Annotated in this window: 23 protein-coding genes; 10 read left to right on the top strand and 13 right to left on the bottom strand. The window is 68.0% G+C overall.

Annotated features, from left to right (window positions below):
* Positions 1 to 31: 31 nt before the first annotated feature.
* Entirely contained in the window at positions 32 to 2,038 is a 2,007-nt protein-coding gene (locus tag ACFYTS_RS14395; protein WP_357277611.1) for an APC family permease, read from the bottom strand.
* 174 nt (positions 2,039 to 2,212) lie between these two features.
* On the opposite strand from ACFYTS_RS14395, the gene ACFYTS_RS14400 reads away from it, so the two are divergent.
* Positions 2,213 to 2,989 (top strand): GntR family transcriptional regulator, encoded by a 777-nt coding sequence (locus ACFYTS_RS14400; protein WP_357277609.1) that lies wholly within the window; start codon positions 2,213 to 2,215, stop codon positions 2,987 to 2,989.
* Positions 2,990 to 3,070: 81 nt separating this feature from the next.
* Here the strand turns inward: ACFYTS_RS14400 and ACFYTS_RS14405 are convergent, their stop codons facing one another.
* Positions 3,071 to 3,364, bottom strand: a complete 294-nt coding sequence (locus tag ACFYTS_RS14405) for a hypothetical protein (RefSeq protein WP_357278156.1) — start codon at positions 3,362 to 3,364, stop codon at positions 3,071 to 3,073.
* A 133-nt stretch (positions 3,365 to 3,497) separates the two neighbouring features.
* Positions 3,498 to 3,689 carry a hypothetical protein gene (locus ACFYTS_RS14410; protein WP_357277606.1) on the bottom strand — a complete coding sequence of 64 codons (192 nt, stop codon included), beginning with the start codon at positions 3,687 to 3,689 and terminating at the stop codon, positions 3,498 to 3,500.
* A 386-nt stretch (positions 3,690 to 4,075) separates the two neighbouring features.
* On the opposite strand from ACFYTS_RS14410, the gene ACFYTS_RS14415 reads away from it, so the two are divergent.
* Positions 4,076 to 4,306 carry a DUF397 domain-containing protein gene (locus ACFYTS_RS14415; protein ID WP_357277604.1) on the top strand — a complete coding sequence of 77 codons (231 nt, stop codon included), beginning with the start codon at positions 4,076 to 4,078 and terminating at the stop codon, positions 4,304 to 4,306.
* Positions 4,307 to 4,392: 86 nt separating this feature from the next.
* Positions 4,393 to 5,280: a helix-turn-helix transcriptional regulator gene (locus ACFYTS_RS14420; protein ID WP_357277601.1), complete on the top strand. Its 888-nt coding sequence runs from the start codon at positions 4,393 to 4,395 to the stop codon at positions 5,278 to 5,280.
* Positions 5,281 to 5,410: 130 nt separating this feature from the next.
* Here the strand turns inward: ACFYTS_RS14420 and ACFYTS_RS14425 are convergent, their stop codons facing one another.
* The 3 genes from ACFYTS_RS14425 to ACFYTS_RS14435 form a co-directional block, all read right to left on the bottom strand.
* Positions 5,411 to 5,659, bottom strand: a complete 249-nt coding sequence (locus tag ACFYTS_RS14425; protein ID WP_213554958.1) for a hypothetical protein — start codon at positions 5,657 to 5,659, stop codon at positions 5,411 to 5,413.
* 311 nt (positions 5,660 to 5,970) lie between these two features.
* Positions 5,971 to 6,324 (bottom strand): hypothetical protein, encoded by a 354-nt coding sequence (locus ACFYTS_RS14430; protein WP_387304238.1) that lies wholly within the window; start codon positions 6,322 to 6,324, stop codon positions 5,971 to 5,973.
* 114 nt (positions 6,325 to 6,438) lie between these two features.
* A complete protein-coding gene (locus ACFYTS_RS14435) occupies positions 6,439 to 7,095 on the bottom strand; it encodes a hypothetical protein (RefSeq protein WP_387304240.1) in 657 nt (218 codons plus the stop codon).
* A 94-nt stretch (positions 7,096 to 7,189) separates the two neighbouring features.
* On the opposite strand from ACFYTS_RS14435, the gene ACFYTS_RS14440 reads away from it, so the two are divergent.
* Both ACFYTS_RS14440 and ACFYTS_RS14445 read left to right on the top strand, forming a co-directional pair.
* Positions 7,190 to 8,023: an acyl-CoA thioesterase domain-containing protein gene (locus ACFYTS_RS14440; protein ID WP_357277594.1), complete on the top strand. Its 834-nt coding sequence runs from the start codon at positions 7,190 to 7,192 to the stop codon at positions 8,021 to 8,023.
* A gap of 236 nt (positions 8,024 to 8,259) precedes the next feature.
* A complete protein-coding gene (locus ACFYTS_RS14445; protein ID WP_387304242.1) occupies positions 8,260 to 9,609 on the top strand; it encodes a lipase family protein in 1,350 nt (449 codons plus the stop codon).
* A 116-nt stretch (positions 9,610 to 9,725) separates the two neighbouring features.
* Here ACFYTS_RS14445 and ACFYTS_RS14450 read toward each other — a convergent pair whose 3' ends face one another.
* Positions 9,726 to 11,276, bottom strand: coding sequence for an acyl-CoA carboxylase subunit beta (locus ACFYTS_RS14450; RefSeq protein ID WP_357278154.1), 1,551 nt, complete (start codon positions 11,274 to 11,276; stop codon positions 9,726 to 9,728).
* A 221-nt stretch (positions 11,277 to 11,497) separates the two neighbouring features.
* Here ACFYTS_RS14450 and ACFYTS_RS14455 point away from each other — a divergent pair, with 221 nt between their 5' ends.
* The 3 genes from ACFYTS_RS14455 to ACFYTS_RS14465 all read left to right on the top strand — a co-directional run bounded on the left by ACFYTS_RS14455 (position 11,498) and on the right by ACFYTS_RS14465 (position 13,688).
* Complete coding sequence (locus tag ACFYTS_RS14455; RefSeq protein WP_357277589.1) at positions 11,498 to 12,877, top strand: AarF/ABC1/UbiB kinase family protein; 1,380 nt, start codon at positions 11,498 to 11,500, stop codon at positions 12,875 to 12,877.
* Between the two features lie 112 nt (positions 12,878 to 12,989).
* Positions 12,990 to 13,226 (top strand): hypothetical protein, encoded by a 237-nt coding sequence (locus tag ACFYTS_RS14460; RefSeq protein WP_357277587.1) that lies wholly within the window; start codon positions 12,990 to 12,992, stop codon positions 13,224 to 13,226.
* Between the two features lie 111 nt (positions 13,227 to 13,337).
* On the top strand, positions 13,338 to 13,688 hold the full coding sequence (locus tag ACFYTS_RS14465; protein WP_357084789.1) for a hypothetical protein: 351 nt from the start codon (positions 13,338 to 13,340) through the stop codon (positions 13,686 to 13,688).
* Positions 13,689 to 13,793: 105 nt separating this feature from the next.
* Here ACFYTS_RS14465 and ACFYTS_RS14470 read toward each other — a convergent pair whose 3' ends face one another.
* Positions 13,794 to 14,024 (bottom strand): hypothetical protein, encoded by a 231-nt coding sequence (locus ACFYTS_RS14470; RefSeq protein ID WP_357277582.1) that lies wholly within the window; start codon positions 14,022 to 14,024, stop codon positions 13,794 to 13,796.
* Between the two features lie 260 nt (positions 14,025 to 14,284).
* Here ACFYTS_RS14470 and ACFYTS_RS14475 point away from each other — a divergent pair, with 260 nt between their 5' ends.
* Positions 14,285 to 14,716, top strand: coding sequence for a hypothetical protein (locus ACFYTS_RS14475; protein WP_357277580.1), 432 nt, complete (start codon positions 14,285 to 14,287; stop codon positions 14,714 to 14,716).
* Between the two features lie 21 nt (positions 14,717 to 14,737).
* On the opposite strand, the gene ACFYTS_RS14480 is transcribed toward ACFYTS_RS14475, so the two are convergent.
* The 5 genes from ACFYTS_RS14480 to ACFYTS_RS14500 all read right to left on the bottom strand — a co-directional run bounded on the left by ACFYTS_RS14480 (position 14,738) and on the right by ACFYTS_RS14500 (position 24,494).
* Complete coding sequence (locus ACFYTS_RS14480) at positions 14,738 to 17,746, bottom strand: alpha-mannosidase (protein WP_387304246.1); 3,009 nt, start codon at positions 17,744 to 17,746, stop codon at positions 14,738 to 14,740.
* A gap of 142 nt (positions 17,747 to 17,888) precedes the next feature.
* Positions 17,889 to 18,773 (bottom strand): DUF4231 domain-containing protein, encoded by an 885-nt coding sequence (locus tag ACFYTS_RS14485; RefSeq protein ID WP_387304249.1) that lies wholly within the window; start codon positions 18,771 to 18,773, stop codon positions 17,889 to 17,891.
* Positions 18,770 to 23,074, bottom strand: a complete 4,305-nt coding sequence (locus ACFYTS_RS14490) for a TIR domain-containing protein (protein ID WP_387304252.1) — start codon at positions 23,072 to 23,074, stop codon at positions 18,770 to 18,772. Before ACFYTS_RS14490 ends, ACFYTS_RS14485 begins: the two co-directional genes overlap by 4 nt.
* Before the next feature lie 160 nt (positions 23,075 to 23,234).
* Positions 23,235 to 23,900, bottom strand: a complete 666-nt coding sequence (locus ACFYTS_RS14495) for a respiratory nitrate reductase subunit gamma (protein ID WP_357277572.1) — start codon at positions 23,898 to 23,900, stop codon at positions 23,235 to 23,237.
* 114 nt (positions 23,901 to 24,014) lie between these two features.
* A complete protein-coding gene (locus ACFYTS_RS14500) occupies positions 24,015 to 24,494 on the bottom strand; it encodes a pyridoxamine 5'-phosphate oxidase family protein (RefSeq protein ID WP_387304255.1) in 480 nt (159 codons plus the stop codon).
* Between the two features lie 125 nt (positions 24,495 to 24,619).
* Here ACFYTS_RS14500 and ACFYTS_RS14505 point away from each other — a divergent pair, with 125 nt between their 5' ends.
* Entirely contained in the window at positions 24,620 to 26,569 is a 1,950-nt protein-coding gene (locus ACFYTS_RS14505) for a GMC family oxidoreductase (RefSeq protein WP_387304258.1), read from the top strand.
* The last annotated feature ends 14 nt before the right edge of the window (positions 26,570 to 26,583 follow it).

Raw genomic sequence — 26,583 nt, forward strand, 5'->3', positions numbered from 1 at the left:
CGCACACGCGAGGCCCGGTGGCGCCGGACGATCAGGCCCGGTCGCCCGACCCGGTGATGCCGCGCCGGATCTCACCCGGCATGTGCTCCTCGCGCGGTGTGGCGCGGAAGCGCGACGAATGCAGCTGCCAGGGCACGCTCGTCACCATCACCCCCGGCTCGAACAGCAGCCGCGCCTTGAGTCGCAGTGAACTCTGGTTGTGCAGCAGGTTCTCCCACCAGCGACCCACCACGTACTCGGGGATGAACACGCTCACCACATCCCGCGGCCGCGACTTGCGCTGCCGCTTGATCTCGTCGAGCACCGGCCGGGTGATCTCCCGGTACGGCGATTCGATGACCTTGAGCGGGATGCCGACCCCGAAGCTCTCCCAGTCCCGGGCCAGATCGCGGGTATCGGCGTCGTCCACATTGACCGTCACCGCCATCAGCGTGTCCGGCCGGGTGGCGCGCGCGAACTGCACCGCCCGCTGGGTCGCCTTGTGCCAGCCCGACACCAGCACCACCGCGTGCACCCGCCCCGGCAGCATCTCCAGCTCGTCCGGATCGATCGCGAGTTCGCCGCGCACCGACGTGTAGTGCCGGTGGATCAGCCACATGATGGCCACCAGGATCGGCATGGCGATGACCACCAGATACGCGCCGTGGGTGAACTTGGTGATCATCACGACCACCAGCACCACGCCGGTGAAGCACGCGCCGAAGGCATTGATGAAGCGCGCCCGGTGGATTCGCAGCCGCTCGCCGGAGCTCTGCGCGGTCCGCAGCTCCCGGTTCCAGTGCCGCACCATGCCGGTCTGGCACAGTGTGAACGAGGTGAACACTCCCATGATGTAGAGCTGGATGAGCCGGGTGGTGGACCCGTCGAAGGCATAGATGAGCGTCCCCGCCGCCACCGCCAGCAGGATGATGCCGTTGGAGAAGGCCAGCCGGTCGCCGCGGGTGTGCAGCTGGCGCGGCATGTAGCGGTGTTGCGCGAGAATCGAATTCAGCAGCGGGAAGCCGTTGTAGGCGGTGTTGGCGGCCAGGATGAGGATCAGCGCCGTGGTGACCATCAGGTAGTAGAACGCGAGGCTGTTGCCGCCGAACACGGCCGCCGAGATCTGCGCGATGACGGTCTTCTGCGCGTCGTTGTGGCAGTCCCCGGCGAATCCGATGATGTCGCAGGTGTTCTCGGTGACCCGGGTCTTGGTGATCATCGCCAGCGCCGTCACCCCGGAGAACATGGCGATGGCGATGACGCCCATGGCGGTCATGGTCCGCGCGGCATTGAGCGCCTTGGGCTTGCGGAAGGCGGGCACTCCGTTGGAGATGGCCTCCGCGCCGGTGAGCGCGGTGCAGCCGGAGGAGAAGGCCCGCAGCAGCAGGAAGGCGACCCCGACGGTGGACAGCCCCACCTGCTCGGCGTGGATCTCGTAGTGGGCGCTCTCGGCGACCGGGGTGTGCCCGAGCAGGGTTTGTCCCAGCCCGACCACGATGAGCGCGAACACCCCGAGGACGAACCCGTAGGTGGGAATCGCGAAGGCGCGGCCGGACTCTCGCACACCGCGCAGGTTCATGGCGGTCAGGAAGACGATGAACCCCAGATCGATGACCACCCGGTAGGCGTTCAGATCGGGCACCGCCGAGATGATGTTGTCCACGCCGGCCGACACCGACACCGCCACGGTCATCACGTAGTCGACCAGCAGCGCGGCCGCCACCACCAGGCCGGGCAGCGCGCCGAGGTTCTCGGCCACCACCTCGTAGGAGCCGCCACCGGACGGATACGCCTGCACCACCTGCCGATACGACAGCGCCACGACGGCCAGCAGGACCACCACGCCCGCCGCGACCACCGGTGTCAGGTGCAGGTATGCCAGCCCGCCCAGGGTCAGGATGAGCAGGATCTCCTGGGTGGCGTAGGCGACCGAGGACAGCGGGTCGCTGGCGAAGATCGGCAGCGCGAGCCGCTTGGGCAGCAGGGTCTCGCCGAGCCGATCGCTGCGAAACGGCCGTCCGAGCACGAGTCGTTTGGCTACGTCGATCGGTGAAACCACGCTCCGCAGCCTAGGTCTGAAAACCGGGAGAATCGGAACCCCATGCCGTAGAGAATTCGTAAAGATACCGGACTGTCCGGCCCCGCTGCCTGCGGATTCGAAGACTTGTGCGGTTGATCGAACAACCACCTAGACTGTCTGGGACGTAATCGAGGGATTTGGAGAGGTGACACGATGGGAGACCGGACGGTCGTCGCCGACGTTGCCGACGAATTGGCGCGCCGCGTGGCATCCGGGGAGTACGAGCCCGGTGGTCTGATGCCGTCCGTCCGCCAGGTCGCCGAGGAGTTCGACCTCAATCGTGCGACAGCGCAATTGATTCTGGGCCGGCTGGAATCCTACGGCTTCGTGGACGCCCACCGCGGCAAGGGATTCGTGATCCGCGATGTCCGCGCCGAGGGCGGCGTGGACGTGTACGGGCGGCTGTTCCGGCTGTCCATGCCGGAACCGGAGATCGCCGCGGAGATGTTCGGCAATATCGTCGACGAGGAACGCGGGATCGCGCTCGAGGCGCTGCTCGCCTACACCGGCAGCGAGCGCCCGCTCGATCCGGCCGAACTCAAGGCCGAGATCGACGAACTGGAAACCCTTGCGCGCGGCACGGACCCGGATCCGTACCGGATGCTGAGCATCGAACTCGGGCTGCTGCGCCGGATGCTCACCGCGCTCGGGCTCTCGGTGCAGCGCTCGGTGCTCAACTCGATCGGCGAGATGGTGCTCGAGGTGCCGGCAGCGGTCGAGGCGTACTTCGCGGTCTCCCCGGATCTGCACGTGCTGGTGTGGCGGGCGCTGGTGGCGGTGTGGGAATCCGACGCCGGTCCGAGTCAGGCGCAGCTCGCGCTGTTCGAGGATCTGTTCGGCATGTACCACCGGAAAGTGGTGGCGCGCTTCGAGGAACTGGTCGGTGCGGCCGGATCCGGCGCCGCCGGTGTGGTGGCCGCGACCGCGTGAGTTCGGGCCGACGGGTCGGTCTCGTCTCAGACAACCCCTCTTGGCAGAATTCTCGACGATTTTCAGCGCCCGAATTGGGAGCTATTGACCGATTACCGCGTTCATGATGGTGCCCGCGCTCGTCGCCACAATGCCGCCGACGAGCGCCCCGGCCACCTGTTTGGGCGACTGTAAACCGCTGCCGCTCCACTTTTCCCACGCGAAGCGACCGCCCGCGTAGGTGATGGCGAGGACTCCGGAAAGCAGCACGAACCAGGTGAAGTACCGGACCAGCCGCATCAGCTTGTCGGCCGCGGGCGGGGTCTCGGGCGTGGGATCGACGATCTGCGCGTGCTGAATCTGGGTCAGCAGCTCGTGGGCGGCAATAAGAAACATCTCGGCGCTCTTCCACGTGGGGGCAATTCACCCTCAGGGGTACTCGCCGGACCCACTGTCACGCAAGGGAAGTCGCGCTCTTGTTCGTCATCGGGCATCGACGCGAACGCAATAGTGCGCGCGCCCGGTACGGTCAGTCCACGTCGTTGTCGGCGGACAGGTACGCTATGGCCGCCAGATACTGCCGGCAGGCGAAGTGCTGGTCGTGCGCGCGGAGGAGGGCGCGGGCCTGGCGGTAGGTGAGGGTGCGTGGTTCCGCCTCGCAGTCACCGGATTGGTCGCCGCGAGCGACGGCGTCGGTGGTACGGACGAGCATCTGCGTCATGGGATGCCTCTGGCCGAGTGGGGGATTGGTGCACCGAGTTTAGGAGCTCGGATCGTGCAGATGCAAGCACATCTGCACGCTCGTTGCGGGTCTCGGGGAGAGATTCCGGCGTCACGTGACCTTTCGGGCATGGGGTCCCGGAAACAATCGGGCGAACGGGACGAACTGACCCGAATTCTCTGTCCCCCCTTCGCAACTTCGCTCCTGAGCATGGGTTCCAAGATCAAATCTGTTGTGTTGCAAAGGATGTGCATGCTCGAGGCCATCGATCATGGGCTACCTGCGTGCTATCGTCGTGCTTGCGGTTGCAACTGTAAGTACATCTGATCGAACAATTGCAAGTACTGGGACCACCGTCTGCGGGCGGTACTGGCAAGGAGTCTGAAATGACGGACATCTCGGCAACCTCGATCGATCGCTCGAATCTCTTGTGGCGCAAGAGCACCTTCAGCAATCCCAGTGGGAACTGCGTGGAACTCGCCCCGCTCGCCAATGGGCAGGTCGCCGTGCGCAACTCGCGCGACCCCGAAGGCTCGCTGATCGTGTACACGCGCCCGGAGATCGATGCGTTCCTGCAAGGCGCGAAGAGTGGAGAGTTCGACGACCTCGCGCGCTGAGCGGTAGCATTGGCAATCGGCGCGGTGGTTCGCGACTAGCCGTTGTGAGTCCACTGCCGGCAAACCCGAGCATCGGAGTGGACCTCATGATCGCAGAACCCCTTGCCCACCTGCAGGCGGATTCCGCTGTCGCCGAACGCGGCCCGACCGCACTGCGGATCGCGGTGGGCAGCCAGCTACGAAAGCTGCGGGAGTTCAACAAAATCACGCGGGAGGCCGCGGGTGAACACATCCGCGGGTCCCATGCCAAGATCAGTCGCCTGGAACTCGGGCGCACCGGATTCAAGGAGCGCGATATCCGGGATCTGTTGACGCTGTATGGCGTTGACGATCCCGGTGAGCGCGAGCAGTTCCTGGACCTGGTGCGCAAGGCGAATCAGCCGGGCTGGTGGCACCGCTACAGCGATCTGCTGCCTTCCTGGTTCGAAACCTATCTGGGGCTCGAGCACGCGGCGAAGTCCATCCGCACCTACGAGGGACAGCTGGTTCCGGGTCTGTTGCAGACCCCCGACTACGCTCGCTCGATCGTTGCCCTCGGGCACGATGTGGATGGGGAGCGCCGCGTCTCGCTGCGCCGGCGTCGGCAGGAGCTACTCACCCGCGATGGCGCGCCCAGCTTCTGGGCCGTGCTCGACGAGGCGGTCCTGCATCGTCCCGTGGGCGGGCCGGGCGTCCTGCGCGGTCAGATCGAGTACCTCATCGAGATCTCCAAGCGCCCGAACGTCACCATCCAGTTCCTGCCGTACGGGGCGGGTGGCCACGCGGCTGCGGGAAGCTCGTTCACCATGCTTCGCTTCGCCGAGGCCGAACTGCCCGACATCGTGTATCTGGAGCAGCTCACCAGTGCGCTGTATCTGGATCGCCGTGAGGACCTCGAGCTGTACCGGCAGGTGATGGATCAGCTCAGCGTGCAGGCGGAGCCGCCGGAGCGTTCACGCAAAGAGCTGGCGAAGATTGCCGAGAAGCTCGACTGAGCGCCGCGCGGGGCCATCAGGACCCGCGCCGGCTGCCCTGCGGATACCCCGCAGACGGATAAGGGGCCCCTCACGGGGCCCCTATCAGCGTGCCGCGAACCGGGCGGGTCTGCGGCACGGCCGGATTCGGTTACTGCCTGATGAAGCTGGAAGCGATCCGCCAGAACGCCTCCGGCTGCATATGGTGCAGATCCCAGTCGTTCACCATGGCGTGTGCCGTGGTGACGATCCGCTCGATGTCGAAATCATACCGAGTGGCCGCTCCAGTGGATTCGACCTGGCGAATGACGAAAGCGGTTGCCGTCTCACGTGAATAGGTTTGCTCCGGCTGACTTCTGTCGGCAAACCCGAGTCGGCTGAGGTTGATTGGCTGGTTCATTCGAACGCCCCTGACGCCAGGCCGACGGCTGACCGTGGGCGAAGAATCGCCGGTGATTCACCGCTCGGCTCTCTGGTTGTCCCCTATTGGTGCCTTGCAACGACGAGTCTATGACCGTGCGTTGCGCAGATGCAAGTACATCTGCAACATCGAATTCGCAGTGTCAGAGTGCTTTTCGGGATGCTATGAGTTTGCGAAACGATGGTTGGCGAAAGGTTGTAATGGGCCCCGAACAGGGCTTTCCCAGTACTTCCGATCGAAAGTTCCGGAGGGAAACGCCTGTTCCGCTTTATCCAGGAATTCGCTGAAGATCAATTATCGCCGTGATGAGCCCTGTCCTGGGCCTTCGCAGCTTTGATCCGATCTTGTTCGAGGACCATCAGGCCGATTCCGAAACGCAGGCAGAGCGCCCCGATGAGCCCGCACAGCACGCTCCAGACGAGCTCACCGTACCCGGCGGTCGTCAAAGTCAATGCGATCGACACGATTCCGGAGGCGGTCAGAATCGGGCCCGGCAGATTCTGGATGGCCCTCGGCCGATAGGGGGTCTCGTCCGGCGGCCGGCCGGTGCCACCCGGCCGATTGCGGGTGCCGCCACGAGGAATGTGGTCGCCGCCCGGCGGAATGTGGGCGACGGGGTAGGCGTACGGAGTGACAGGCAACATCACTGTCCTTTCTCCGGAGGTAATGCAGAACCGATAACAAGCGGATACCCGGACAGGTTCGGCCGAATCACGCGGTGTCGCCCCCTGTACGCAACCACCGCGGCCGCGCGGCGATCACAACAGGCCCGCCCGCACACCGTCGTGGCCGTCAGTGATGCCCAGATCGTCCAGCAGGCCGAGAAACGCGCGTGCGTAGGGTGCGGCCGTGGTCCCGGTCCTGACGAGCTCCCAGTCGACCTGTGCGCGCAACTCCCGGGCGATGTGCAGCAGCCGGGTGAAATCCAGCCGCTGCGGATCGGCCACGGTCAGTTCGTCCACCAGGAAGTCGGCCACCGTCACCACGGGCGCCGCGATCGGCCCGATGGGCAGCCGCTCGGCGCGTGCCAGCAGCGCGTCGGTGACGGGGCGGCGATCGGTGCCGAACACCAGATCCAGCCGCACCCCGCCGTCGTAGAGCGTGGCCCGCTCGGACTCGGTCCCCGGTGGCGGCCGCAGGCCCGCGGCCGACAACAGGAGCACCCCGCGCGGCAGGTCCGACGGGCGCAGCAGCACGTCGACCTCCGGAGGCGTCTCGGTCACCGGACCGCCGCGGGCGTACACCGCGCACTCCCCGGTGAGGGCGCAGGGAATGTCGTTGTCCTGCAGGGTCTGTACGGCGAGGGTCAGGGTGCCGAGTAGCCGGTCGATGGCGCGGACCATGTCGATGGCGTACCCGTGCCCCGGCCCGCTGAATCCGTGAGTCGACCACCCGCCCGACGGGGACTCGATCACCCACCCAGCGGGCCCCGGATTGAAACGGGTTTCACGCCTGTGTTAGCTCTGGGAACAGTGGATTGATCGATTCGAGTGGACGGGAGCCGGTGCCGTGGTGGATGTGCCCGCGTATTTCGACGAGGTGGACGGCGGGTTCTTCCCGACGTCGTTCGCGGCCAGCCAGTGGTCCTCGGCGCAGGTGGTCGGGCCGGCCCTGACCGGCCTGCTGGCACGCGAACTCGAACGGACCCAGGCTACCGACGGTTTCGTGCCGGTGCGGCTGACCGTGGACCTGTTCAGCGCCGCCCGCTTCGAGCACACCACGACGCCGGTCGTGCGGGTGCGCGACGGCAAGCGGATCCGGGTCGCCGACGTGAGCGTGGTGCAGGGCGGCACCATCGCCGCGCGCGCCACCGCCGTGCTGCTGCAGCCGTCCGAGCAGCCGCCGGGGGAGCTGTGGCGGCGAGAGCGGGAACCGCAGCCGCCTTCGCGCGACATCGCCCCGCCCTCGGCGCTGCCGCAGACGCCGCTGTTCAACAGCGGCGAGGACTCGCCGGTGTGGAACTCGGTGCCCACCGACCATGAGAACGCCGACCGCAAGCGCACCTGGCAGAACCCGATCCGGGTGGTGACCGGGGAGGAGCTGAGCCCGTTCGTGCGGGTCGCGGTGGTGGCCGAGGCGACCAGCATGATGACCAACTGGGGCGACAAGGGCATCGGGTTCATCAATACCGATATGACGCTGGGCCTTTCGCGGCAGCCCGAGGGCACCGAGATCGGCGTGGAGGCCGACAGCCACTTCAGCGAACACGGCCTGGCGGTGGGTGTGGCCACGCTGTTCGACCGGATCGGGTCGTTCGGCAGCTGCATGGTGACCTCGGTGTCCAACGCGGGCCGCCAGATCAGCAACGCCCAACTCGACATGGTGATGCGCAAGCGGCTGTAATCCGCCGGCGCCCTCGGCAATCGGTCCGCGAGATCGCGGATCGATGACAGGATGGGCGTGACACGCGGTCCGGTCAGGGCACGGACCGGTCTCGAACCAGCGTCGAACCGACCACTCCCGAGTGTCACAGTGGTGTGTCCCCGTAGGCTTCGCGGACCACCGACTGACCGATCCGTGGGGGTATTGTGCGGAGTCGCTTCCGAAGACTGGCCGGTGCCTTGACGATCGGCTGCTGCGTGATCGTCACGTACTGCGCCGCACCGGGTTTCGCGCAGCCACCCGAACCTGGAACCGCACCGAACCCGCCCGGCATCTCCCTGCCCGACATCCAGCATTGGATCGACCAGCTGCTCCCGGCGCCCGCCCTCCCCCCGGCCCCCGTGGAGTCCCCGTTGGTCGACACTCCGGAGCTGGCACCGGATCTGGCGGCGCTGCGGGCCGCCACCATGCCCGCGCCGATCGGCGATCCGTTCATCGACGACTGGCCCGCCGGGCTCGACGCCGTGGACCCGGGCGGCATGGTCGCGGTGCGCGACGTAACCGCCACGGCCGCACCCACTCTGATCGTGCCGGTGCGGCAGGTGCTCCAGTTCAAATACCGCACCAACGACTCTCACGACGAGCCGTCCTACGGGATCGCCAGTCTGGTGCTGCCGGACGGGCAGTGGACCGGGCCGGGACAGCGGCCGGTGGTGGTCAACAATCTGCCCATCGACGCGCTGGGCCGCGACTGCAACCCGGGATACACACTCGCGCACGGGTTTACCCGGGCCGCCAATCTGACCGGCTATGCCCTGCCCACCACCCAGCTGGCGCTGCTGCGCGGCTACGGCGTGCTCATCACCGACCACGAGGGCCCGCGCATGGCCTACGCCGAGCCGACCGTGGCCGGGCACGCCATCCTCGACGCCATCCGCGCGACCCGCGGCTACCTGCCGGATGAGCTGGGGGAGAGCAAGTTCGGGATGATCGGGTACTCCGGCGGGGCCATCGCCACCAACGGCGCGGTGAAGCTGATGGCCGAGTACGCCCCCGAACTGTCGGAGGTGGTGGTCGGCGCGGCGCTGGGCGGGGTGCCCGCGGACTTCAGCATCCTGGCGCACTCGATGAACGCCAATCTCGCCTCGGGGGTGTTCCTGGGCGCGGTGTTCGGGATCGGCCGCGAGCGGCCCGAGATCCTGGCCCGGATGAACCATCTGGCGCAGTGGGTGACGACCTCGCAGCTGATCAACAGTCAGTGCAGCGAGGTGTTCGCGCTCCCGGGCGTGCTGCAGCTGCCCATCGACATCGCCGCCAATATCCCCGATCCGCTCGACAGCGATCTGGCGCACGAGATCTACGGCATCACCCGCATGGACGGCAGGAAGTCACCCGTGCCGCTGTTCATCTTCAATGGCGAACAGGAATTCTGGGTCCCCGCCGAAGGCGCGAAGAACCTCTACCGCGAGCAGTGCGACCTGGGCGTGCCCGCCGTGTACCGCAGCGTCCTCGGCGAACACTTCATCGGCGCCTTCACCGGCTACCCCGAATCCCTGACCTGGCTCGACCAGAGATTGCAGGGCATACCCGCGCCCAACGAGTGTTGAACGCGGGCAGCGCTTCTCACCATCAGCGAGAACCAACGCTTCCGGGGAAGCCCCCGGAGGCTCGTGGAAGGGGTTTCAGGGGAAGCCCCTGAGAGCCCCCGAGAGTTGGGTCTGCGTCACATCGGGAAGAGGTTGTGCTTGCGCGGGTTGGGCTTGCGGACCGCGTTCTTGTCGCGCAGCAGACGCAGGGCCTTGCGGATCTCGAGGCGGGTTGCCGAGGGCTCGATGACCGCGTCGATGTAGCCACGCTCGGCCGCCACCCACGGGTTGTCGATGAGCGCGTTGTAGAAGTCGACCATCTGCTGGCGGACGGTCTCGCGCTGCTCGGGCGGGGTGGCCGCGAGGGTCTTCTTGCCGGTGACGGTCACCATGCCGTCGGCGCCGATGACCGCGATGCGGGCGGTCGGCCACGCCAGGTTGACGTCCACGCCGAGCTGCTTGCAGCCCATGACCGCGTAGCCGCCGCCGTACGCCTTGCGGGTCACGATGGTGACGATCGGGACCGTCGCCTCGATCAGCGCGCGGAACATGCGGCCACCGCGCTTGATGACGCCGTTGCGCTCCTCCTCGACACCGGGCAGCACGCCGGGGGTGTCGACGACGTAGACGAGCGGAATATTGAACGCGTCGCACAGGCGGATGAAGTACGCGCCCTTGTCCGAGCAGGCCGCGTCGAGCGCGCCGCCCAGCACCATGGGCTGATTGGCGATGACGCCGACCGGGCGGCCGTCCACGCGGGCGAACCCGGTGATCAGGTTCTGCGCGGCCGCTTCGCCGACCTCGAGGAAGGCGCCGTCGTCGAAGATGCGCAGCAGCACCTCGTGCATGTCGTAGCCCTGGCGATCGGAGTCCGGGATGATCCGGTCCAGTTCGCGATCGGAGTCGGTGATCTCCGGCTCCAGACCCGGGTTGATGACCGGAGGCTCCTCGATGCAGCTGCTGGGCAGGTAGCTGAGGTACTCGCGGGCCCAGTTGAGCGCGTCGACCTCGGTGCGGGCCACGTGGTGCAGCAGGCCGTTGCGGGCCTGCACGGCCGCGCCGCCCAGTTCCTCGGCGCTGATGTCCTCGCCGGTGATGCCCTTGATGACCTCGGGGCCGGTAACGAACATGTACGAGTCGTCGGTGGCGACCAGCACGTCCATATTGACCGGGCCGTACACCGAGCCGGCCGCGCACTTGCCGAACATGACCGCGACCATCGGCACGAAGCCCGACAGGTCCTCCTGCAGGCGGCACATGGTGGCATACCAGGCCAGGGCGGTCACGCCCTCCTGGATGCGGGCGCCGCCGGAGTCGTTGATCACCACGACCGGGCAGGCGTTCTTGTACGCGAACTCCATGACCAGGCGGACGCGGCGCCCGAAGGTCTCGCCGACCGAACCGCCCTGCACCATCGAGTCGTGGGAGATGACCACGACCGGGCGGCCGTCGATCAGGCCGCGACCGGTGACCACGCCGTCGCCGTAGAGCGCGTGCGACTGGCCCGGCGAGCGCATGAGCGCGCCCATTTCGACGAAGCTGCCCGGGTCCAGCAGTAGGTTCACCCGTTCTCGGGCGCTGGCGACGCCTTTGGCAAGTCGTTTCTGGATACCCTTCTCACCGGTCGGTTCCTCGGCGATCTCCAGGAGCTTGCGCAGTTCCGCCAGCTTTTCCGCTGTACCCGTCATTACGTAGGTCTCGCCTTTCACCTTCAATGGCCGGGCTCGATCGGTGCCCGCGTAGAGCCGGATCACGACTCGACCGCTCACGGTACCGTGCCCGTCCCCTTCCTAACCAGCGAACGCCGGGCGATGTGCCAGGTCTCGCGCCGGTCGAGCTTCGGTCTCGAGCCGCGCCAGGCCCCGCCCGTGGCGCGAAGTCCGCCGCCGTCAGCGATACACTGCCGCCCGTGAGCTCACCTATAACTGTGCGAGCGGGGACGCCCGAGGTGATCCGGCCGGACCTGGATACCTTCGGATTCTCGGAGTGGCGGCGGACCGCGGTCGTCGGCGCGGTGCTGGGCGGCTCGGTGGTGGCGAGCGTGCTGCGCGGGGGCCTGCGCCCGGCCAAGCGCAAGCGCGCCGCGGCCGAGGGCGTGGTCAACGGTTTCGAGACGCTCGGACCGATGTTCGTGAAGCTGGGCCAGCTCATCGCGTCCTCGCCCGGCGCCTTCCCGCGCGAGCTGGCCGACGCCTGCCTGCGCTGCCTCGACGACGTCCCGCCCTTCGCGGCCGCGGACGCGCGCGCCATCATCGAGGCCGATCTGGGCAAGCCGATCTCGGAGCTGTTCCTCGAGTTCGACGACGAACCGCTCTCGGCCGCCTCGATCGCCCAGGTGCACGCGTGCGTGCTGCCCGACGGCCGGCCCGCGGTGGTGAAGGTGCAGCGGCCCGAGATCGCCCGGCGCATGATCGTGGACCTGCGCGCCGCCATGCGGCTGGCGCGCACCCTGGAGAAGCGGTCGGAGAACGCCCGCGTCGCCAATACCCAAGCGGTGGTGCGGGATCTGTACGAGGCCACGGTCGCGGAACTGAACTTCCTGATCGAGGCCGAGAACCAGGCCCGCGCCCGCGAGCATCTGTCGGCCTTCGGTGACAACACCCAGGTGGCCGTGCCCGAGGTGTATTGGGACTTCTGCGCGCCCCGGGTGCTGTGCATGGAGCGCATGCGCGGCATGCCGCTGGACCGCTTCGACGACATCCGCGAGGCCCACCCGGAACCGGAACTGCTGATCCGCCGCCTGGTGAAGGCGTGGATGGAATCGGTTGCGGTGCACGGGGTCTTCCACGGCGATGTGCACGCGGGCAACCTGTGGCTGCTCGACGACGGCCGGGTGGCCATGCTCGACTTCGGCATCGTGGGCCGGATGGAGGCCGAATGGCGCGAGTTCGTGCGCGCGCTGTTCTACGCCAGCTCCATCGACAACGACTTCCGGCCGGTGGCTCGCGCGCTGCGCGCCCTGGACCTGGTGGCCGACGACAGCGGCGACGACGCCACCATCGGCCGTCAGCTCGCGACGGCGCTGGGTCCGGTGCTCTCGGGCAGCCTGGACAAGCTGGATCTGGGCCTGGTCTCGGCGCGCCTGCTGGAGTTCGGCAAGCGCCGCGGCGCGTCCGGCCCGCAGCAGCTGGTGCTGATGGGCAAGCAGCTCGGCTACTTCGAGCGGTACGCGGTGGCGCTCGCGCCCGGGTGGAAGCTCGGCCGCGACCTGTACCTGTTCCGCAATATCTTCCCCGCCGAGGTGGCCGCCAAGGCCGCCGCGGAGAACATCACCCTGCCGACCGACTGACAGCGAACCCGCTCGGGCTGTCGGCGCATTGTCGGCGGCCTGTCAGCGGCGGCCGTCATCGTTCTCTCGTAGCCGGAAACACCAGTTCCGGCGCCGGAGAAGGAGAACGACGATGTCGAACAAGAACGTGCTCGCGGACCTGATCTCGGGCCATCTGACCGGGGCCCGGACCCGCGCCGAGCGCAGCATGCGGGCCGCCTCGGTGGCCCGCGCCGGGGCTCTGGCGAAGGCCGCCGCCGACCAGCAGGCGATGCCGTCGCACGTGACCCGCGCCGAGGTCAGGGAATTGCGCGCCGGGGCGCGGGCCCAGGCGAAGCGGTTGGTCGCGGATCTGACCGCCAGGGCGTGAACCCCCGCGCGGGCAAGCCTGAGAGAAGCGTCAGGAAACCCTCAGGCTACGACCAGATTCGCCCGGCACTGTGGATGGCAGACAGTGTCGGGCGAGCGTGCGAGGTGCGGAATGGTCGAATTCGAGGTCACCGGAACCACTGTGACGGCCCGGGTCACCGGTGCGCACAAACTGCTCGCGCTGCGCGACCACGTGAGCTTCGACCTGGCCCAGGTCACCGCGGTCGCGCCCGCCCCCGTGGATCTGCGCCCGCCGTGGCTGCGGACGCCGGGGACGTTCTTCCCGGGCGTGATCGCCGCGGGTATCTTCCGCGGCAAGGGCCGCAAGGAATTCTGGGACACGCGTTTCGACGGTCAGGGCGTGCTGATCGAACTGGCGGGCGCGGATTTCACGCGCCTGGTCGTGGATGTCGCCGAGCCGGTCGCGGAGTTGCGGCGGCTGTCGTCGGCCCTGGCGGCCTGAATTCCCCGTCAAAGCCGAATCGCTCGTGCCGCGGACCCGATTTCCGGCGGGCGCGGCACGAGCTGGTCGGGGTGGACTTTTCGGGGGTAGTGGCGGATGGGGATATCAGGGGGTCGGGCAGAGGAAGGCACCGGCGGGCGGCGGGGCGGGGACGATCCGCTCCGGCGCGACCGCGGCGGGTCCATTGCCGGCCGGGGCGTTGGGTGCCACCGCTCCGGGCGCCGAACCGGGCGTCCCGACGTCGCCGGATCCCCATGCCGCGGACGGGTTCATGGTGAATACGGCCGCACAAACGAACGCACTGACGAGCAGGCCGATCGCTTTCTTTTGCGTCATGTCGCACCACGCTACAACCAGCTCAACAAAATTCGTGGTATTGCCGGATCGCCGGAATGTCGCAACCTGCTGATCGTGTACACGGTTGGGTGAATTCCACTGTGGCACAGACAAACTAATCGGTCGGAACGGCGTGTTTTCGGACTATCGTGTTATGGACTGTGCTAGACCACGTTTCGGTTACGAACCGGCGTGTCCGGGGGTGTTTCGTCCGCTTCTATTGTGGACTGCCGGAAAGACCCGACCGAGAGGGACGCGCAATGGCTGCTGGACCTGGTTCGAGGATCGCCGTCGCGGCGGCGCTCACGCTGGCGGTTTCCGCCGTGATGACCGCGAACGCGCCGATCAGCGGGGCCGCGGGCACGTGCGGATCGAGCCTGGGGGATTACCGCGGGGAATTCGCCGTCGAGGGTGAACCCGGGACCGTGCTGAGTTTCGACGGAGCGGGCGGTCTCACCTTCCGCAGCGCCCGGTTAGGAAACGGTGAGGGTCTGTACGCGGTCATTCCGTCGGGCGGATTCACCGCCACCCTGCGCATGGCAGACAGTGGTGAAGACGCGGCTCGGCCGGAGAATTCGACCTCGATGGTCAAGAGCACGACCCTCCTCTGTCCGACTCAGGGAACGCAGGTCGGGAGTTTCCGCTCACTGGATCAGAGCAGCCGCCGGTTCGATTATGTGAGGTCGTCCTGAAAATCCGGTGGCGGCAATGATTTACCGAGTGAATCGGAGCGTGACGAGCTGGAAAGGCCGCAGGCGCAGTCGAATTCCCGCATCGGCGGATTCCATGACGTTTTCCTCGGGTAATGGCCGCTCCAGTAGGTCGCAGCGGCGATAACCGGAGTACTCGAAATCCGGTGTGAGCAAAGCGGTTGTGCGACCGCCGCCCGCTTCGTAGAGCCGGATCACGACATCGCCGGAACCGTCCTCGGCCAATTTGACGGCACTGGTCACCACGTCGTCATTGTCGACGGTGAACAGCGGTGCCACGGGTTCGGCGACGCCCGGGGTGACCGGCGGCAGATTGATCCGGTATCCGGAGCGCACGGCATCGGTGATCGAGGCGCCCGGCAGCAGCGCGTGCCGGAAATGGTGTGCGCCGTGGTCGGTCTGCGGATCGGGGAACCGCGGCGCGCGCAGCAGGGACGCGCGGACGGTGATGGTGGTGCCGCCGTCGGGCCGCACCGCGCGGGTCAGATCGTGGCCGTAGGTGGAGTCGTTGACCAGGGCTACGCCCCAGCCGGGTTCGGCCAGGTGGATGAAGCGGTGATTGCAGGCCTCGAACTTGGCGTACTCCCAGCTGGTGTTGGTGTGTGTGGGCCGGTACAGGTGCCCGAACTGGGTTTCGGAGGCGTAGCGGTCGGCGTGGATGTCCAGGGGGAAGGCGAGTTTGAGGAACTTCTCCGTCTCGTGCCAGTCGACCCTGGTGGCGATCTCCAGCGCGCCGGTGTCCGGGCGCAGGGCGAGGACCTGCTCGACGGTGGAGGAGCCGAAGGAGCGGCCGATGCGGATGGCGACGTCGGTGGTGGCCCCGGACTCCGCCACCAGGAAGTCCACCTCGGTGAGGTCGGTGACGGTATTGCGATAGAACTGGTCGACGTCCCACGCGTCCCAGGAGTTCGGGTAATCCTGGTGCAGCTGAAGCAGATTCGCGGCCGCACCCGGCGGCAGGGTCTCGCGCCGCTGCCCGAGGTCGTAGACCGACACGACCAGTCCGCGCGCGTCGATCTCGACGCGCGTCCGGTCGTTGGCGAGCACGAACCCGCCGTCCGGCCGCTCGGTCACCGTGGCGCCGCGGCCGGGCACCACCGGTCCCGCCCCGCCCGCCGGGACACCCCGCCAGGCGTGCGGGGCGGGGTTGAAGACGTGGGAGCCGGACCGTTCCCCGCCCAGCGCCCATTGCGCCCGCTCGATGATGGCCGAGAGTTCGGCGGCCACCCGCGCGTAAGTGGCCTCGGCCTCCCGATGCACCCACGCGATGGACGAGCCGGGCAGGATGTCGTGGAACTGGTGCAGCAGCACCGTCTTCCAGAGCCGGTCCAGGTCGGCGGTGGGGTACTCGAAATCGGTGCGGACGGCCGCGGTGGCGGCCCACAGTTCGGCTTCCCGCAGTAGGTGCTCACTGCGCCGGTTGCCTTGTTTGGTCTTGGCTTGGCTGGTCAGGGTGGCGCGGTGCAGTTCCAGGTACAGCTCGCCCACCCAGACGGCGGGGTTCGCGTACTCGGCCTCGGCGGCGGCGAAGAAGTCGGCGGGCCGCTCCCAGGTGACCTTCGGTGAGCCCTCGAGGTCACGCAGGCGGGCGGCGCGCGCGATCATCTCCCGGGTGGTCCCGCCTCCGCCGTCGCCCCAGCCGGTCGGGGCGAGGGACCGGTTGGCGCGGCCCTTCTCCTTGAAATTCTTGGCGGCGTGGGCGATCTCGCGGCCCTGCATGGAGCAGTTGTAGGTGTCGACGGGCGGGAAGTGTGTGAAGATCCGGGTGCCGTCGATGCCCTCCCACAGGAAGGTGTGGTGCGGGAAGGTGTTGGTCTGGCTCCACGAGATCTTCTGGGTGAGCAGCCATTTGGATCCGGCGGCCTTGATGATCTGTGGCAGTCCGGCGGCGAAGCCGAAGGTGTCGGGCAGCCACGCCTCCTCGTTCTCGATGCCGAATTCCTCGAGGAAGAACCGTTTGCCGTGCACGAACTGGCGGGCCATGGCCTCGGAGCCGGGCATATTGGTGTCCGATTCGACCCACATGCCGCCCGCGGGCACGAATCGTCCCTCCGCGACCGCTTGCTTGACCCGGGCGTACACCTCGGGCCGGTGCTGTTTGAGGAAATCGTATTGCGCCGCTTGGGACATGGTGTAGATGAAGTCGGGTTCCGCGTCGAGCAGCGCGGTCATATTGGCGGTGGTCCGCGCGACCTTGCGGACGGTCTCGCGCAGCGGCCACAGCCAGGCGGTGTCGATGTGGGCGTGCCCGACCGCGGAGATCAGGTGCGCGGACGGCACGGCCGGGCGCGCGAGCACCTCGGTCAGGCAGGCGCGGGCGGCGCTCGCCCCGGCGTTGACGTCCTGCAGGTCGATGGCGTCGAGGGCGCGTTCGATGGCCCGTACGATGTCGTAGCGGCGGGCGGGGTCCTCGGGCATCTCGTGCATGAGCTCGCCGAGCACCTCGAGATCTTGGACCAGCTGCCACACGTCGTCATCGAAGACGACGAGATCCATTCGACCCAAACGGTATTGGGGATCGGTGCCCGCGGTGGCGAGGTCGCCGAGCCCGGTCGGCCCGAAGAACGGGATGATCGGGTTCGACGCCGCCTCCACATGGAACAGCACCTGTTCGCCGCCGCGCGCCGGGGCGGCGATGCGCACCCACTGATTACGCGGATGCAGCCCCTTCACCGGTGTTCCGTCGGGCCGGTACACCAGACCCTCGCACTGGAATCCGGTCTGGTTCGCGTCGAACCCGAGGTCGATGATGGCCTCGACGGTGCGTCCCGCCCACTCCGGCGGGACCGTGCCCTCGATGGTCAGCCAGCTGGTGCCCCAGGGTGCGCCCCACGGGGTGCCCGGCGCGGTCGGCGTGCGCGGCGCGGCGATCCCCTCGGCCACCGGCACCGGTTCGCCCGGCGCTTCCCAGATCGACACCCGCATTGGCGTCGATTCCGGGTAAACGGCGGGTTTGATGCGGTCGAGCACCCGCCCGAGCCTGCCCTCGATCAACCGGCGGTCATCGTGCATAACGGTGGCTCCCATCGGGCGTGGGTGGTGACCGGCGAACCGTTTCTCGCCCGACTCTAGCGGCCTCGAAGCCCGCCTCCGGGAATGATCGGGCCGTCGGCGCGGGCAGTACGGCTCCGTTGCCTCGATAAGCGAATGCCGATCAGGAACCAGCGGTGGACCCCTCGGTCCACTTGGCCATCCAGGCGGTGTTCTCGGTGGCGATCACCGATTCGCAGGCGGAGACGAACGCGGGCCAGTCGGCGTGGACTCCGGCGGCCCAGTCGTCGGCGAGAGCGCGGAGGCGGTGGGCGGTGGTGAGGTAGGTCATGGCGAGGTAGTCGTAGCGCTGCGCGGTCAGGTAGGCGGCGACATTGGCGGTGGCCGTGGTCAGGACCGCGACCCAGGGGGCCAGGGCGGTGGGGCCGGTGCCGGAAGCGATGGCCGCGGCGGCCGCGACGAGCGCGGTCACCATACCCAGCGCGATCGCGAACCGGCGCCAGCGCGTCGCGTACCGCGTGTATCGGCGGGCCGTCGGCCGGTAGTAGTCGATCTGACCCTGGATTCGTTGCCGGACATATGCTTCCGGTGTCAGAGCGGGCGGCGGCGGGGTCGGCTGCGGCGCGCCGTTGTCGACGTAAGGCAGCAGATCCGCGGCGGCGGTGACGATTTCGGTCATCTGGTGGCGCAGGGCATCGATGCTGGTCCCGGCGCCCGCGCGGAACTCGAAGATCAGTCGTTTGATGCCCTCCGACGTGGCCCGGGCCCGCGTCCACGCCCGGACGGCATCCGGGGTCAGGTACTGGAATCCGACGAAAGCGGCCAGGGCCAGGCACACCGCGCCGACCGCCGCGACGCAGGTCCGTGCCACACCGCCCGAATGCGCCACCGTCGCAGCCGCGGTCGTGCACAGCGCGCCGATGGTGCTGGCCGTGAACGCCGTGATCCGCGCGCGATCGAGGCGGCGCTTGAGCCGGCAGGCCGCCTGTGACCAGCGCAGCCGGTCGGCCCAGAGTTCGGCGACGACTTGATCGTCGGTCCCGCTCATGTACCGGCGTCCGAGGCGACCGGCAGGCTGTCGCAGGCCTTGCGGTAGGGGATATCCGGGGACACCCACTCGTTCCACTCCTTGTGGCTCATATTGGCGGTGAGTTTGTCGCACAACCGGTCCGGCCAGGCGGCGGGACCGGGCCAGAGATGGATGTTTGCGTGTCCGTCGGCGCTGAACGATGATCCGACTGTCGCGAGCCGGCGGTCGTCGGGGCTGACGGCGAGTGACCTGATGGTGTCGGCCGGGCCGACCATCGGTCGGCCGACCGGAAGCCCCGATGTCGCGTCCCAGATCCGGACGGACTTGCCGGACCCCGCGATCACGTATCTGCCGTCGGCGCTGAACGATATGGCCTCGATGGCTCCCTTGGGATCGGCGATCGAGTCACTGATCAGCTTCCGGGAATCAGCGTCGAACAGCCGGATGGACTCCGGGCTCGCCGAGGCGATTCGCCGGCCGTCGGGGCTGTACGTGAGGAATTGCGGAGTGTTGGTGTCGGAGATCGGCTCGCCGACCTGATGATGGGTGTCGGCATCCCAGACCTTGATTTTGCCAAGTCCGCCATTGGTGATGAGGTGCCGGCCGTCCGGGCTGAAAGCCACGGCGTTGACAATCGAATGCTCGTCGATCGGTGTGCCGATCTGGTTTCCGGTTCTCGGATCCCACAACATCACACTGAGATCGAGCCCGAAGGAAGGGGACGTCAGGTCGTAGGCCTGGAAGCCGTCGGTCAGAAGATTGGCCGGCACCACTCCGCCGACAGTGGCCAGCCGGGTTCCGTCCGGACTCAGCACCGAGGCGCCGACCGTCTTCTGCGCGCCGATCTCCCGTTCGGCCACAGGTGCACCGGTTTTCGCGTCGAACGTCGCGATCGTGTAAACGGGGATCAGATCAACGAAAGCGACAGCGATCCGATCGGTCGGTCGCTTGTATGCCGTCTCCAGGGTAATGATGCGGGTGCCGTCGTGGCTGAAGACCGCATTCACAGGTAACGCGTCGTCCCTCCTGATGCTCGAGACGAGGGCTCCCGTCGCGGCGTCCCAGATCCGAATGACGCCGGGCAGACTCGAACTCGGATCATTCCGGGCACCGGCGGATACCAGGCGGGTACCGTCCGCGCTGTAATGCACCGACATCACCGATGTGTCGCCCGCTGCGATCACCGTCCCGATGGTGGCCGCGGTGTCGGCGTTCCACACCCGGATGGTTTCGTCGCCGCCTGACAGCACTCCGTGTCCGTCGGCGGTGAAGCCGACGCCCTTGACGCTGCCGTGATGTCCGGTCATGGGGGTGCTTGTCGGCTGCCGAGATGCGACGTCCCACAGCCGAATCGTTCCGTTCGAGCTGCCGGAGACGACATTGCGCCCATCCGGGCTGAATCCGATCGCATTCACCGCATCGTCGTGACCGCTGAGCGCAGCCCCTGCCGGCTGGAGGGTTGTCGCGTCCCAGAAGCGCACGAGATTGTCGTACCCGCTGGATGCGATGAGGCCACCGGCCGGAGCGACAGCGACAGCCAATGCGGTCTTGTCTTCCTGGTCCGGGGTCTGCGCGACCGTCGTGCCGGATTCGGTGTCCCAGAGTCGCAGGCCGGAATTCGTCGTGGTGACGATACGGTTCCCCTCCGGCAGAAAGGCGATACGCCAGGCCATGTCAGTGAGTCGCATCGTGCGAAGCTGTTGTCCCGCAACGACATCCCATATCTGGATCGCGCCCGGGAACACGCTTGCGGCCAGATGACGTCCGTCCGGGCTGAATGCCACCGCTACGACCGCCCCGTTTCCGGTCTTGAACGGGCCGGCGATTTGCGAACCACTCTGGATGTCCCATATCTGGACCGTTCCGTCATTGTCCGCGGCGGCGAGTCGGCGACCGTCCGCGCTGTAGGCCAGGCCGTTCACGGCACTCTTGTTGTTCGTGGTGAGTGGCGGGCCTGTGGTCTGGCCGGTAACGCTGTCCCGTAGTTGTACCGTCGCCCTGCTCGCCGACGCCGCATGCCGCCCATCGGGACTGACGGTGAATGCCGTGACAGCGTCATGTGCTGGTGTACCGAGTATTTTCATCTCGGCAGATGTCGTCGAAAGCGCGTCGAGGACCGCGCCGTCGTCGGCATGCGATCCGATCCGGCGCGCGGCGAGGATCTGTTGGATGGCTCGCGTGTCACCACCGGGCCGGATTCCGGCGAGCATGGCTTGCCCTTCGGAGACCAGGCGCAGGGCGGTCGCTTCGTGCAGCCGCCGATCGGCCTCGTTCTGTGCCAGCGTGGTTCGTACCGCGAAGAATCCGGCGACCAGGGCCGCGATGACGGTGAGTGCCAGGACCGCCCGCAGGATGTGCGTCCGGCGGCGGAGCCCATCGGCGTAGGCGCGGGCGTCGTTCAGCTCCTTCTCGCGCCGTTGCTGTTCGGCTGCGATTTCGGCATCCTGCCGCTGCCGGGACGCGGCGAGGTACTCGCGCGCGCAGGCCAGCCGATCGGCGAAACCCGGAGTGGCGGCGACCTTCTCGGCCTCGCTCAGCCGGGTGCCTTCGATCAGCCAGGCGTCGTCGCGCCCGCTGCTCTCCCATTCGGTGGCGGCGCGGTCGAGACCGTCGGCGGTCCGTAGATCGGCAGCTTCCTCGCGCAACCATTGGGCGAGGGCGGGCCATTCGCTCAGCAGGCTTTCCAGCGCGACCTCGATGGTGGTCTCGCCGCCGCGTTCGTCCTGGACCAGGAGGCGGTGGTCGACGAACGCGGCGATGAGCGGGCGGCTGGCGGCGGGTAGATCGGTCAGTCGGGCGATGCGGCGCAGCGGCTGATCATTGTCGGAGGCGATGGTGGCGAGCCAGGGCACGAAGGCCGCGCGCAGGTGTGCCAGTTGTTGTTGTCGCTCCGAATCATCCTGGGCGAGTATGGAATCGATTTCCGACTCGACCACGTGCGCCATTCCGCCCATCGTCGTGTAGTCGGCGCTGGTCAGTTCGCCGGCGGCGGCGTAGTCGAGGTACAACCGCCACAGCGTCAGGGACAGCAGTGGCAGTGGGTTGGCGCTGTCCGCGCAGTCGGCGAGCAGTCGTTCCACGAGATCCTCGCGCACCGTGAGCGGACTGCCCGCGGCGGTGGCGCGCTCCGCCGGACCCCGGACGACCTCGGCGAACCGCGCGGGTTGCAACGGGCGCAACTCGTCGAATACCACGCTCTTCACCGCGGCGAGGGCGGGTGAGGTCTGCAGCGGTTCGTAGCGATCGGCACGAATGGTCAGTGCGGCAATGATATCCAGGCCGTCGTCGACCAGATGGGCGAGAATCGACTGGAACAGCCCGGCTTCGCGTCCGGCCTCACTGCCGAACAGTTCCTCGGCCTGATCCACCGGTAGCACGATCGTCGGAGGCACGGTGTCGCTGGAATCGGGCGTTCCCGCCGTGGCGGCGTCCTGTGCCTCCCGCAGCCAGGTGGCGACCCGAGTGAGGTCGGACGCGCAGGCCGCCTTGATCGCACCGAGGGTCGGTTGCGTGAGCCCCAACCGCCGGCGCACCGCGTAGAGGGATGCGGCCAGGCCGACCGGGCCGGTGACCGCCGCCCGTTCGGGGCGCACGATGTCGAGCACCAGGAAGTGCCGGTCGTCGCGCCGCAAGCGGGGGAGTAGTCCGGCCCGCAGGAACGACGATTTGCCGGTGCCCGACGGGCCGAGGATGACGAACAGGTTCTCCACACGGGAGGTCCGCATGCCGCGCAGCATGTCCAGGCCGCGCACGATTTGCGCGTCCCGGCCGAAGTACACCGCCGCGTCGACCGCGTCGAACGGGGCCCACCCCCGATAGGGCGCCCGTCCGGGGTCGCCGGTCGGCGGCCACTCGAAATATTCGGCTCCGATACCCGCTTCCCGCAAACCCCGCCACAGCCGTCGCAGTCCTTCGGTCGCGAATTCGACGGGCGGGCCCCCGGTGACGGGTACCGCCGTGGCCGGTCCGGCGGGGAACAGGTCGAATTGCTGCCACTCCCGGGTCGATTCTCGGCTCACGAATGGTTCCAGGCGGGCGGCGAAGATCCGTTTGTTGAGGTTCTCCGCGGTCCGTAGCTCGGTGCGGCATTCCGGCGAGGAATCCCAGTGCTCCGACAGCAGGCAGATCACTGCCTCGCATCGGGAAGTGGCTCGGACCAGGGCGTCTTTCCATCGGACCCCGGGTGCGATCCCCGTGTCGGGATCCAGATCGAGGAAGATCTCATCGGCCAGGGCGGGGTCCTGCGCGACGAGCCAGGCCTTCAGCGCAATGGCCTGCCGGTTGTCCCGGCTGGAATGGCTGAGGAAAATGCGCGCCATTTCCCGAGTGTCGCCGCTTCTGTCGGTGGCGTCATGAGTACCGCATTACTCGGATCCAAGGTGATATCCGCGCACATACGAACAAATCGATCTGCCGTGCTCAAAACAGGGGCTCTGAGAAATAGGAGCTATCTCCCGGAAATCTCGATGGTGGGACGGATCAGACCGTGGGCGCGGACCGATAGGGGGCGGGGACCGCCTGCCGCAGCAGCCGCAGGACGGGTACGGACAGGATCCCGGAGAGCCGCGTGTACGGCCAGATCGCGATGATCGCCACCACGATCAGCCCGCGCGCCTGATAGAGAAGCGGCGCGTGATCCATGCCGGAGGGATTGGGGTGCAGGCTCAGTAGGGAACGTGCCCAGGGGAACAGGGTTTCGGCGGCGCGGTAGCGGCCATCGGTGGCGCTGCCGTCGAAGGTGACCAGTACGGCCGACAGGAGCGCGGCGCTGAGCAGTGGCAGCGTGAGCCGATCCAGGGGTGTGACCCGGTGCCGCACGTCGGCGGAGATCAGGGGCGGGATCAGGATCAGTGCCACTCCGGCGACGGTGACGGGCGCGGCCACGATCTGTACCGCCGATAGCAGGACCTGGATGTCGTGTTCGGGCCGTGTGTGTGGCCCCGCCGCGAGCATCTCGGCCACCCGCACCGCGAACACCACCGGGAAGCCGATGCGCACGGCCGCGATCCCGATCCGCTGGGCCTTGTCGATGTGCGGGCCGTACAGATAGCCGCGGAAGCCATCGCGCCGATACCGCCATAGATGTCCGACCGCACACGACACGACAGCGGCGTACGGCAGCACCACCCAGATCGCGATGATCATGCCTTCACCCCACATTCGGTCGGCACCCGACAGCACTGGCCGAGCAACTGTCGCATGCCGGCGTGCGCCGGAGAAAGTGTCGAATCGTGCCAACTCCGCGATCCGGGCAGCGGGCTATTGCCAGAGGTGGGACATCATGTGCGGGTACCGAACCGGCCGGTAGTCGGTGAAGGTGATGTCGCGGACGTGAGAGAAGTCCGACCACAACAGTTTTCCGCCGGGGAGCCGCGCCGGGAATCGCACTCGCGCCCGTACCCGCCGCAGTTCGTCCTCGGTCGCGGCGCGTGTGGGACCGGCGGTTCCATAGAGCCGAACTCCGGGTGGCGACGGGAAGCGCGCGGTCAGCAGCGCACGGAACCAGAACGGTCCCCGGCCGTCCACCGCCAGCAGGCAGACCCGCGGATCGCGATCCAGGTTGCGGCCCAGCGCCTCGGCGTACTGGTCGAAGTAGAAGCCGGTCGTGTCGTCGCGCAGGAACACCGTGCCGATCGGTGCGATGGACGGCGCGCCATCGGGGTCGGTCGAGGCGAGGGTGCAGTGGGCGGTGCGAGAGACGGTCTCGCGGATGCGATCCCAGTTCTGTTCGAGGGTCAAGACCGGTCCTGTTCGCTAGGGCTGGTGGAACGATTCGAGGGTAGGCGGATTCGCCGGCGCGGCATGTGAGGGCGGTGTGCCGCAATTGCCGGGACAGGGGCGGGTGGGTAGCGCATGATGGCGGCATGGGTTCAGATGCGGCGCGGCGGGCCGTACTCGAGATGGTGTGTGACACTTTCGCGCCGGGGAACGGGGGTGAGGTGGTGGCGGCTTCCGCGTTGGGGGTCGTCGACACGGTCACCGAGTTGCTCGGGCGCAATCCCCGGGAGGCGGAGCGGCGGCAATTCGAACTGCTCATGCGCGTGTGGGATTCGCGGGTGTTCGGGGCGCTCAATGGGGCGGGGTTTCGCAAGTTCTCGCGGCTCGGCGCCGCGGAGCGGGAGCGCATGCTGCTCGGGATGGCCAACTCCCGGATCGAGCAGAAGCGGGCGCTGTTCCAGGCGTTGAAGGGGGCCGCGGTCACCTCCTACTACCTGACGCCGGGGCCGACCGGGGTGAATCCGGTGTGGGACAAGATGGGCTTCCCGCCCGCGTTCGGCCCGGTGGAGGGCGCGAAACGCGGGCTCAGCCCGGAGCGGCCGGACTCCGACACGACCGTCGTGTGCGATGTGGTCGTGATCGGGTCGGGTGCGGGCGGCGGGACGGCCGCGGCGGTCCTGGCCCAGGCGGGCCTGGATGTCGTTGTGCTGGAACGCGGCGACTACCTCGACGACCCGGACTTCGGCATCGGTGAGAAGGAAGGGTTCCTGAAGCTGTACGCGCCGGGTCCGGCCGCCACCGCCGAGGGCCAGCTGAGTCTGGTGGCGGGCAGCGCGCTGGGCGGCGGCACGGTGGTCAACTGGACCACCTCCTTCCGCACCCCGGACGACGTGCGCGCGGAGTGGGCCGGGCTGGGCGCGAGCCAGTTCGCCGAGCAGGAGTACACCGACGCGCTCGACGCGGTGGTGTCCCGGCTCGGGGTGAACCTCGACCATTCGCCCGCCTCGCGCCGCGACGAGATCCTCGAACGTGGCCTGCGCAAACTGGACTGGCACGTCGAGCCGCTGCCCCGCAACGTCCGCGATTGCGATGCCGGAATCGAATGCGGGCGTTGCGGTTTCGGCTGTCGCATCGGGGCCAAGCAGTCGGCGGTCAAGACCTGGCTGGCGGATGCGGCCGCGGCGGGCGCGCGCCTGTTCGTCGGCACCGACGTGCGGCGCATCGAGGTCAGCAATGGCACCGCCACCGGCGTGGAAGCCGTGACGGCGGATGGGCATTCGGTGTGGGTGCGGGCCCGCGCGGTGGTGGTCGCCGCCGGGGCGATCCAGACCCCCGCCCTGCTGCGCCGCTCCGGACTGACGAATCGTGCCATCGGCGACTATCTCCGACTGCATCCGGCCACCGCGGTGTTCGGCGTCTTCGACGAGGAGATCCGCCCGTGGGAGGGCGGCCTGCAGACCCGATACTCCAAACAGGACCGCGACCTGGACGGCCACGGCTACGGCGTCATCTACGAGACCGGGCCCATGACCCCGGGCCTGTCGGTGGGCTTCCAGGCGTGGACCGGCGCGGCCGCGCATCGCGACCGCATGCTGAAACTGGCGAACACGGTGGCCGTCGGCGTCATCACCCGCGACCGCGACCACGGCTCGGTGGAGACCGATAAGCAGGGCGAGGCCGTGGTGCGCTACCGGCTCTCGGCCCGCGACGCCGCCCACATGCACACCGGAATCGTCAATGCCGCAAGCATTCTGGAGGCGGCGGGCGCGCAGCGGATCTTCTCCGGGCATCAGGCGGGCGTCGGCTACGCGCCGGGCGTCGAGGGCAGCCACGAGGACTTCGCCGCCCGGGCGGCGGCCGCCGGCTACGCGCCGGGCCGCTGCTCGATGGGCGCGCTGCACATCATGGGCTCGGCCCGGATGGGCGGTTCGGCCGCGGATTCGGCGACCGATCCCGACGGCGTCACCTGGGAGGTGCCGAACATCGTGGTGGCCGACGCCTCCTGCTTCCCGACCTCGTCGGGGGTGAACCCGATGGTCAGTATCGAGGCGATCGCGTACATGAACGCGACCCGCCTGGCGGCGCGGCTCGCCTAGCCCGATTCGGGGGC

This window comes from Nocardia sp. NPDC004151 (assembly GCF_042874235.1).
Taxonomy (GTDB): domain Bacteria; phylum Actinomycetota; class Actinomycetes; order Mycobacteriales; family Mycobacteriaceae; genus Nocardia.

Coding starts and splice junctions, on each gene's coding strand:
- ACFYTS_RS14485 (WP_387304249.1), bottom strand. CDS start 18,773: ATGAGCGGGACCGACGATCAAGTCGTCGCCGAACTCTGGGCCGACCGG.
- ACFYTS_RS14400 (WP_357277609.1), top strand. CDS start 2,213: ATGGGAGACCGGACGGTCGTCGCCGACGTTGCCGACGAATTGGCGCGC.
- ACFYTS_RS14460 (WP_357277587.1), top strand. CDS start 12,990: ATGTCGAACAAGAACGTGCTCGCGGACCTGATCTCGGGCCATCTGACC.
- ACFYTS_RS14505 (WP_387304258.1), top strand. CDS start 24,620: ATGGGTTCAGATGCGGCGCGGCGGGCCGTACTCGAGATGGTGTGTGAC.
- ACFYTS_RS14450 (WP_357278154.1), bottom strand. CDS start 11,276: ATGACGGGTACAGCGGAAAAGCTGGCGGAACTGCGCAAGCTCCTGGAG.
- ACFYTS_RS14465 (WP_357084789.1), top strand. CDS start 13,338: ATGGTCGAATTCGAGGTCACCGGAACCACTGTGACGGCCCGGGTCACC.
- ACFYTS_RS14430 (WP_387304238.1), bottom strand. CDS start 6,324: ATGTTGCCTGTCACTCCGTACGCCTACCCCGTCGCCCACATTCCGCCG.
- ACFYTS_RS14410 (WP_357277606.1), bottom strand. CDS start 3,689: ATGACGCAGATGCTCGTCCGTACCACCGACGCCGTCGCTCGCGGCGAC.
- ACFYTS_RS14420 (WP_357277601.1), top strand. CDS start 4,393: ATGATCGCAGAACCCCTTGCCCACCTGCAGGCGGATTCCGCTGTCGCC.
- ACFYTS_RS14475 (WP_357277580.1), top strand. CDS start 14,285: ATGGCTGCTGGACCTGGTTCGAGGATCGCCGTCGCGGCGGCGCTCACG.
- ACFYTS_RS14415 (WP_357277604.1), top strand. CDS start 4,076: ATGACGGACATCTCGGCAACCTCGATCGATCGCTCGAATCTCTTGTGG.
- ACFYTS_RS14470 (WP_357277582.1), bottom strand. CDS start 14,024: ATGACGCAAAAGAAAGCGATCGGCCTGCTCGTCAGTGCGTTCGTTTGT.
- ACFYTS_RS14405 (WP_357278156.1), bottom strand. CDS start 3,364: ATGTTTCTTATTGCCGCCCACGAGCTGCTGACCCAGATTCAGCACGCG.
- ACFYTS_RS14480 (WP_387304246.1), bottom strand. CDS start 17,746: ATGCACGATGACCGCCGGTTGATCGAGGGCAGGCTCGGGCGGGTGCTC.
- ACFYTS_RS14490 (WP_387304252.1), bottom strand. CDS start 23,074: ATGGCGCGCATTTTCCTCAGCCATTCCAGCCGGGACAACCGGCAGGCC.
- ACFYTS_RS14495 (WP_357277572.1), bottom strand. CDS start 23,900: ATGATCATCGCGATCTGGGTGGTGCTGCCGTACGCCGCTGTCGTGTCG.
- ACFYTS_RS14425 (WP_213554958.1), bottom strand. CDS start 5,659: ATGAACCAGCCAATCAACCTCAGCCGACTCGGGTTTGCCGACAGAAGT.